Source organism: Thermomicrobiales bacterium (genome assembly GCA_023954495.1).
Taxonomy (GTDB): Bacteria; Chloroflexota; Chloroflexia; order Thermomicrobiales; family CFX8; genus JAMLIA01.
Genome location: JAMLIA010000042.1, coordinates 20,646 through 27,578 on the forward strand (window position 1 = coordinate 20,646; position 6,933 = coordinate 27,578).

General features: G+C 63.9%; 9 protein-coding genes. 3 read left to right on the forward strand and 6 right to left on the reverse strand.

Translation table 11 applies throughout. The features are described from left to right. Positions 1-9 precede the first annotated feature (9 nt). Positions 10-1,491, forward strand: a complete 1,482-nt coding sequence (locus tag M9890_09485; GenBank protein MCO5177186.1) for a catalase — start codon at positions 10-12, stop codon at positions 1,489-1,491. Positions 1,492-1,591: 100 nt separating this feature from the next. Here M9890_09485 and M9890_09490 read toward each other — a convergent pair whose 3' ends face one another. Genes M9890_09490 through M9890_09505 form a run of 4 tightly spaced genes read right to left on the reverse strand, consistent with a single transcriptional unit; the run spans position 1,592 to position 3,608 of the window. Then, positions 1,592-2,305 carry a cell wall-active antibiotics response protein gene (locus M9890_09490; GenBank protein ID MCO5177187.1) on the reverse strand — a complete coding sequence of 238 codons (714 nt, stop codon included), beginning with the start codon at positions 2,303-2,305 and terminating at the stop codon, positions 1,592-1,594. A 13-nt stretch (positions 2,306-2,318) separates the two neighbouring features. Continuing rightward, the gene (locus M9890_09495) at positions 2,319-2,504 is read right to left on the reverse strand and encodes a DUF5668 domain-containing protein (GenBank protein ID MCO5177188.1); all 186 of its coding nucleotides are present in this window, start codon (positions 2,502-2,504) and stop codon (positions 2,319-2,321) included. After that, the gene (locus tag M9890_09500) at positions 2,494-3,171 is read right to left on the reverse strand and encodes a cell wall-active antibiotics response protein (GenBank protein MCO5177189.1); all 678 of its coding nucleotides are present in this window, start codon (positions 3,169-3,171) and stop codon (positions 2,494-2,496) included. Before M9890_09500 ends, M9890_09495 begins: the two co-directional genes overlap by 11 nt. Next, the gene (locus tag M9890_09505) at positions 3,168-3,608 is read right to left on the reverse strand and encodes a PspC domain-containing protein (protein MCO5177190.1); all 441 of its coding nucleotides are present in this window, start codon (positions 3,606-3,608) and stop codon (positions 3,168-3,170) included. Before M9890_09505 ends, M9890_09500 begins: the two co-directional genes overlap by 4 nt. Before the next feature lie 307 nt (positions 3,609-3,915). Here M9890_09505 and allE point away from each other — a divergent pair, with 307 nt between their 5' ends. Further along, the gene (allE, locus tag M9890_09510) at positions 3,916-4,689 is read left to right on the forward strand and encodes a (S)-ureidoglycine aminohydrolase (protein MCO5177191.1); all 774 of its coding nucleotides are present in this window, start codon (positions 3,916-3,918) and stop codon (positions 4,687-4,689) included. Positions 4,690-4,803: 114 nt separating this feature from the next. Here allE and M9890_09515 read toward each other — a convergent pair whose 3' ends face one another. Together M9890_09515 and M9890_09520 are read right to left on the reverse strand one after the other, a co-directional pair. Beyond that, positions 4,804-5,811: an LLM class flavin-dependent oxidoreductase gene (locus M9890_09515; GenBank protein ID MCO5177192.1), complete on the reverse strand. Its 1,008-nt coding sequence runs from the start codon at positions 5,809-5,811 to the stop codon at positions 4,804-4,806. Between the two features lie 45 nt (positions 5,812-5,856). Continuing rightward, a complete protein-coding gene (locus tag M9890_09520) occupies positions 5,857-6,648 on the reverse strand; it encodes a TetR/AcrR family transcriptional regulator (GenBank protein ID MCO5177193.1) in 792 nt (263 codons plus the stop codon). A gap of 87 nt (positions 6,649-6,735) precedes the next feature. On the opposite strand from M9890_09520, the gene M9890_09525 reads away from it, so the two are divergent. Further along, positions 6,736-6,933 (forward strand): ATP-binding cassette domain-containing protein (locus M9890_09525; protein MCO5177194.1); only part of this gene is annotated, 198 nt, incomplete at its 3' end.

A 6,933-nucleotide genomic window follows, 5' to 3' on the forward strand; every position in this document is an offset into this window, starting at 1 on the left:
AGGAGAGAAATGTCTGACCTGATTGATCCAACGATCCCTTCGACGGGCCAGAACGGTGCCCCCGCCGAGAGCGATCGCAACTCGACGACCGTCGGCAATAACGGACCGATCGTGCTGCACGACTTCCACCTCATCGAGACGCTCGCTGCGTTCAACCGCGAGCGCGTGCCCGAGCGGAACCCGCACGCCAAGGGTGCGGGCGCGTTCGGCGTCTTCCAGACAACGCACGATGTCTCGGCCTACACCCACGCAGCGGTGTTCCAGCCGGGCGCGACGACTGAGACACTCCTGCGATTCTCGACCGTCGCCGGCGAGCAGGGATCGCCGGATACCTGGCGCGACGTGCGCGGCTTTGCCGTGCGTTTCTACACTGAGGTCGGCAACCTCGATATCGTCGGCAACAACACGCCCGTCTTCTTCCTGCGCGACCCGATGAAGTTCCCGCACTTCATCCGCTCGCAGAAGCGGACGCCCGATAGCGGCGTGCGTGATGCCACGATGCAGTGGGACTTCTGGACGCTCAACCCCGAGTCGGCCCACCAGGTGACCTACGTCATGGGCGATCGTGGTCTGCCGCGCTCGTGGCGCACGATGAATGGCTACGGCTCCCACACCTACGCCTGGATCAACAAGGCCGGCGAGCGGTTCTGGGTGAAGTACCACTTCATCTCGGAGCAGGGTGTCGAGCACATGACCGGTGCTGAGGCGGAGGCGCTCGCCGGCAAGGACGCGGAATACCATCGCCGCGATCTTTTCGACGCGATCGCCCGCGAGGAGTTCCCGTCCTGGACGCTCAAGGTGCAGATCATGCCCTACGACGACGCCCGGACCTATCGCATCAACCCCTTTGACCTGACGAAGGTCTGGCCGCACGCCGATTACCCGCTGCACGAGGTCGGCAAGCTGACGCTGAACCGCAATCCGGAGAACTTCTTCGCCCAGATCGAGCAGGCCGCCTTCGCGCCGTCAAACCAGGTGCCGGGCACAGGCATCTCGCCGGACAAGATGCTGCTCGGTCGCGTCTTCGGCTATGCCGACGCGCAGCGCGCCCGCATCGGCACGAACTATCAGCAGCTGCCGGTGAACCAGCCCAAGAACAAGATCAACTCGTACACGTTCGACGGCAACATGCGCTTCGAGCATTCCGGCAATGCCCCGGTCTACGCGCCGAACTCGTTTGGACGCCCGTGGGCGGACACGCAGGGCCGGGTCGAGAACTCCTGGGAGAACGACGGCGAGCTCGTGCGCAGCGCCTACGATCTCCGTCCGGACGACGACGACTTCTCGCAGCCGGGCACGCTCGTGCGTGAGGTGTTCGATGACGCAGCTCGCGACCGGTTCGTCGAGACGGTCTCCGGTGCGCTCGATGGTGTGCGTGAGCCGGTGCTCTCAAACGCGATCCAGTACTGGAAGAACGTCGACCAGACCGTCGGCGAGCGCATTGAAGCCCGCGTACGAGTCGGCGAGGTTGTCGCGCTGTCGTCGGACTAACCTGCCAGGCGTCCCACACTGACACATTGAAGACTCGGCGCGACGTGGCACCACCGTCGCGCCGAGTCATTTCAGGCGCGCTGAGACGTTCTCGCCTGCCCTACCGCACCGTTTCATGGGCGTACTGCTTGACGGTCACCTCGGCGAAGATCGCCGTAGCTTGAATCGCCAGCGTTGGCAGCCCCGGCTCTTTGCGGGGCGCGGTCTTGTCGTTCACCTCGCCGAGGATGGCGGTGCCATTCACGGTCACGTTCCAGCCAGGTGGTGCGATGATCGTCGCTTCGGCGAAGACCGCTGTTACGTCCACTGACGCGCCCGCCGGTGCGACGTTGGCGCGCGACAGATCGAGATCGACCTCACCGAAAACGGTCGTCACCGTCACCTGCCGAAGATCGGTCGCGGTGCTCACAATCTCGCGTTCGCTGAAGATCGTGGTCAACTCAATGCGATCGTTGGCGTTCGTCTCGTTCTGCTGCCCCGAGGAGAACACGCTAACCAGCGGCACCTCCCGACGCAGCAGGATCCACGCGCCGAACCCGATCAGTACCAGCGCCCCGACGATGCCCCAGACAGAGCCGGAGACGATATCGAGGCTCTGCGCCAGCAGAATGACGCCGATGCCGGTGATGATCCCGCCGATCAGCCGGGCAGACGGCCCGGCCATGAAGGTTGAAATACCGCCGGCGATGATGATGATCGGCCAGAGGCTCCAGACGCTGAACGACCCGATCAGCCCGGTGCGCTCCAGCACCAGCGCGGTACCGAGGACGACCAGAACGACGCCGAGGATGAGTTGTCCGGGATCACGGCGCATCATGCTTCCTTCGCTACGGTTCGTTTGAACGCCGACCGCCGAACAGCACGGCGACACCGGCGCCGATAACAAGCAGCGGAATCATGTAGTAGGCATCAAACGTCAGGACGTCAAATTCATCCAGCAGGAACAGCGCGCCGATCACGATGAACAGCAACCCCAGGATGGCGGCGGTGAGATTCCAGCGCTCAGCGTACATCGCGCACCTCCAGCTGACCGAGCCCGACAGATGCGTTGATCCGCAACTGGCGGCTGTTGTCTTCGTTCCGCGTCACGACGCCGTCGTTGCCCACGCCGGATTGTTCCTGATCGAAAATATCCGCCTCACCGACGCCGACGCGCCAATCGATCTTCATGCCGATGTCGCGCGGCACGATGATCGTTAGATCACCGACGCCCTGTTTCGCCTCAATCACCGTCTCGCCCTCAGGGAAATCGACTGCTGAGAAGTCGAGGATCTGCTCACCGACCGAGAGCTTGTAGGGCGAATTGACCTCAGCCATTGATGTCGGGCGATGGTCGCGATCTCCGACGCCACCGCCGATCGGAATGTCGGCGATCGACGTGATCGACAGGATCAGCGTCAGGAGGACGCCGATCGTCACCAGTCCGCCATCCAGCCTGCGGCGCGCCTCGATCAGGATCGCGACGCCGACGGCGATCAGCACACCGGGCAGGGCCGCCCGCCACGGCGAGGCGATGATGTCGGCACGCTGCAGGAGCCAGAGAACGCCGACGACAATCAGCACCCCTCCGAGCAGGAGCGTCCCGGTGGAGACGCCCGACCGAGGAGGCGGAGTCGGTGGGTACTGTTCATAGGTCGGTGGCGGATTATCGCCATCGAACCGACCCGGTTCCAAATTCATGAGCGCACCGCCTTCACGAGTATCCCGACCCCGACACAGACGAGCAGCACAGCCCAGACGACGCCATCGTCAATCCACGGCAATATCTCCCGCAGCAGCAGGATGCCGCCGATGAACACCAGGCCAACGCCGAAGATCACCCGCAACGTCATGCTGGATGCCGGCGAGGCGACCGCCTCAACCATGCCGACCGGCGCTTCCGGAATGACGATCCAGGCAACGATATAGATCAGGAATCCGGCACCGGTGAACAGCAACGCGATCCAGATCAGGCGCGACAGAATCGGATCAATACCGAGATAGTTCGCCAGACCGCCTGCAACCCCGCCGATCATCCGGTCGTTGCGGCTCCGGTAGAGCCGACGTATTTCCGGCTGCGGCGGGCCGGACGGCTGCCGGGGCGCGTCGCGTGGCTCGAACTGCTCATCGTGGATCATCGCCACCCTCCAATTGTTGCCCTCATCCTGTTGGCCATCCTACCTGTATGTTCGTGCATCTTTCGCGAACTCTCGTGATCAAATTGCAACAAAACCGTGACATTACGATGACGAAACCGACGCATCCTTCCACTCGAACAGGCAGCAATCTGTGAGCCACTGCGATTTCCTGGTGGCGAGAATGCCCCAGCGCCGCGATTCCGTCCGCGACATTGGCGGCTTGACAGAGCAGTTCGCTCGGCTCTACCGTGCTGCTTCAATACGTCGGAATGGCCCCGACCGTATGGACTGATGAGGGAGAGTGCCCGTGGAGAAACCCGACCGACAGATCTTGCCGCCGAACATCTACGCCCACAACCGTGGTGTCGTGACAAAGCAGTACTCCGTCATGCCGCCGGAGGGAATCCTGACCAGCCGGCTGCCCGGTTTTGTCGACACCGTCGTGAAATTCCAGACGTCACCGGCGATGGGCGCGCGGTTTGCGCAGGCGATGCTGGAGATGACGCCGGGCGGTGGCACCACCAAGGCGCGCAACGACGGACTTGAGCACGTCTTCTACCTCGTCAGAGGCGCAGTCGAGATCACCATTGCGGATGCAACCCACACGCTGATCCCGCACGGCTATGCGTTCGTGCCGCCGGGGACGAGTTACGGTATCCGCGCGAACGAAGAGAGCAGCCTGATCTGGATCAAGAAGCCGTACGAAGCGATCGACCTGCCGGTTCCTGCACCAATCGTCGGGCATCGCGACAACCTGGAGCGCAACCGGCCGCACACCGAGGGGCGTTACTGGCAGTACTTGCTGCCGACCGACGACATGGCCTTTGACATGAACGTCAACATCCTCGGCTTCAAGCCCGGCAACTACTTCCCCTACGTCGAGACGCACATCATGGAGCACGGGCTGTACATGCTGGAGGGTCAGGGACTCTACCTGTTGGCCGGCGACTGGCACGAGGTCCAGCCGGACGACTTCATCTGGATGGGCCCCTACTGCCCGCAGCACTTCTACTGCACCGGCTGGGACGAAGCTGCGTATCTTCTCTATAAGGATGTGAACCGCGACGTCCGGTTTGACTGAGCGAACCTCACCCTCCCCGGCCCTCCCTCTCCTCCGAGGAGAGGGAGGGTGTCCTGGGCTGACGGGGTTGACACTTCCGAAGGCGGTTGCTTGTTCGGACTCAGCCAGCCGGCCTCACACCAGCCCGAACGCCTCGGCGATCAGTTCATACGAGCGCACGCGGGCGGCGTGGGAGTGGACGCTGGTGGTGAGCATGACTTCGTCGGCCTGCGTCTCTTCGGCCAGCTCCAGAATCCGCGCCTTGACCGTCTCCGGTGAGCCGATGGCGAAGCGCTCGCGATTCGTGCGGATACGCGCCTGCTCTTCCAGCGTCGGCTGGTAGGCTGCGGCCTCTTCCAGGCTGGGCAGCTGTCCCCGCTCGTTGCGCTGAATACGCAGGAACGACAGGTCCATCGAGGCGGCCAGCTTGTCAGCCTCTTCGTCCGTCTCGGCGCAGAGGACCGATGTCGCCAGGATCGCGTGCGGCTTCTCAAACGGCGGCGACGGCTGGAAGTCGGCCCGGTAAGTCTTCATCACCTCGGCGGCGTCGCGGTTGTTGATGTGGTGGGCGAACGCGAAGCCGACGCCGATCGCTGCGGCGTAGTGAGCGCTGTAGTTGCTCGACCCGAGCAGGAATATCGGCGGCAGCGCAATATCCTGCGGCATGGCGATGATCGAGCCGAAGGGGTGGTTCGGCGGGAATGAGCCACTGTCATAAGCCAGCAGCTCGGCGAGCTGGGCGGGGAAATCGTCGCCGACGACCGCCTCGCGCGACCGGCGCAGCGCCAGCGCCGTCATCTGATCGGTGCCGGGGGCGCGGCCGATGCCGAGATCGACGCGACCGGGGAACAGGCCCTCCAGCACGCGGAACCACTCGACGACCTTCAGCGGCGCGTGGTTTGGTAGCATGACGCCGCCCGAGCCGATGCGGATAGTTGATGTCGCGCGGCCGATCTGGCCGATCATAATCTCCGGTGCAGAGCTGGCGACACTGGGCAGATTGTGGTGCTCCGCCAGCCAGACGCGGCTGTAGCCGAGGCGTTCGGCATGGCGTGCGAGATCGATCGTATTCTCCAGCGCCTCAGCGCCGGTCGAGCCGGATGGCACCGGCGTCAGGTCAAGAACAGATAGCGACAGGCTCACAGTGGTCGGGCCTTTCAATTCGCTGGCAGAGTCCAGTATTGGCGCTTATCGTAGCAGCCCGGCAGCCTCGCGCCGCTCAGCGATCAAGACGCCGATACCATCGAGCACGCGCCCCAGCCCGAAGACGAACTCGTCGTCCGGCCCGTCCGGCTCGGCGAAGATGCCAGCGTCGATTGCAGCCGAGAGCGCTGGAAAGCGCCCGGGATCGATCAGGGACGCGAGGTGCTGTCGATAGGTTGCCATCACCGACTCCGGATCGACGCCACGCGCCAGTGCTGCCGAGTCGATGTCATCCATCAGCGTCGCTTCATTGCGCACGAAGCCAGTAACCAGCAGGAGCGACGAGAGCCGTTCAACCGCCGTCAGGCCGGTCTCGCTGAGACAGACAACACCGCGCTCGAACCAACCGACCTGGTTCGGCGTTAGCGGCGGCCCGCTGATCGGCACACGCAGGATCCAGCGATGCCTGAGCAGGGCGGCATGCTCTGCGCGCGCCCAGGCGGTCAGACCGCTGCGCCAGTCGGCATCGGCAGGGATCTCCGGCGGCGGGCCGTAGGCGGTATCGACCATCAGGGTGAGCAGTTCGTCCTTCGAGGCGACGTAGCGGTAGAGCGCCATCGTTGAGACCGGGATTTCGGCGGCCACCTTGCTCATCGAGACGGCGGCCAGACCATCGCGTCCGGCAACGGTGATGCCGGCCGCGACGATCTGCTGGAGGCTCAGCGCGCGCTTCGGCCCCTTGCGCGGCGGCTCGTGCCTGCCCCAGGCCGCTGCAATCGCCGCCGACAGCTCTGCCCCGCGCTCTTCGTCCATGCCAACGCCTCCATCGCTTGACACTGCACTCTCCACTGTGTATACCATACACTAATTAGTGTACGGGATACACAGTTATCCAGATTGGGCGGACGAAGGGAGCTTCACTGAATGGCGACTCCGCTCGCAATCTCAGCAACCAACCTCACGAAGTCGTACCGTGGGCAGCAGGTCTTATGCGGCATCAACCTGCACGTCCCTGCCGGAAGTGTCTTCGCGTTGCTCGGCCCGAACGGCGCGGGCAAGACAACGACCGTCCGCATCCTCGCCACGCTGACCAAACCATCGGGCGGAACGGCACAGGTCGCC